We start from the raw sequence: 281 nt of genomic DNA, 5'->3' as shown, positions 1-281 counted from the left end.
GGCGATCGAGGGCATCGCCTACTTCACCGTCTCCGAACTCCTCCAGAACATCAGCAAGCACAGCCGGGCGACGCGGGCGACGGTCGACGTGTGGCGCGCCGGCGGCCGGCTGATGCTCCAGGTGCACGACAACGGGATCGGCGGGGCGGGGGCCTCCGGCGGGAGCGGGCTCGCGGGGCTGAAGGACCGCATCGAGTCGGTGGACGGCATCCTCCTGGTCGACTCCCCGGCGAACGGCCCGACCCGCGTCACCGCGGAGCTCCCCTGGCGCCGCTCCTGAC

1 protein-coding gene is annotated in these 281 nt (G+C 73.3%); it reads left to right on the top strand.

The window, feature by feature from the left end:
- Nucleotides 1–280: ATP-binding protein (locus GTW43_RS05845; RefSeq protein ID WP_343245916.1), on the top strand; the 280-nt coding region annotated here is incomplete at its 5' end.
- Nucleotide 281: the final 1 nt, after the last annotated feature.

Source organism: Streptomyces sp. SID5785 (assembly GCF_009870065.1).
Classification (GTDB): Bacteria; Actinomycetota; Actinomycetes; order Streptomycetales; family Streptomycetaceae; genus Streptomyces.
The sequence above is the reverse complement of the archived record's forward strand: the minus strand, read 5'-3'. Positions and strand labels throughout refer to the sequence as shown.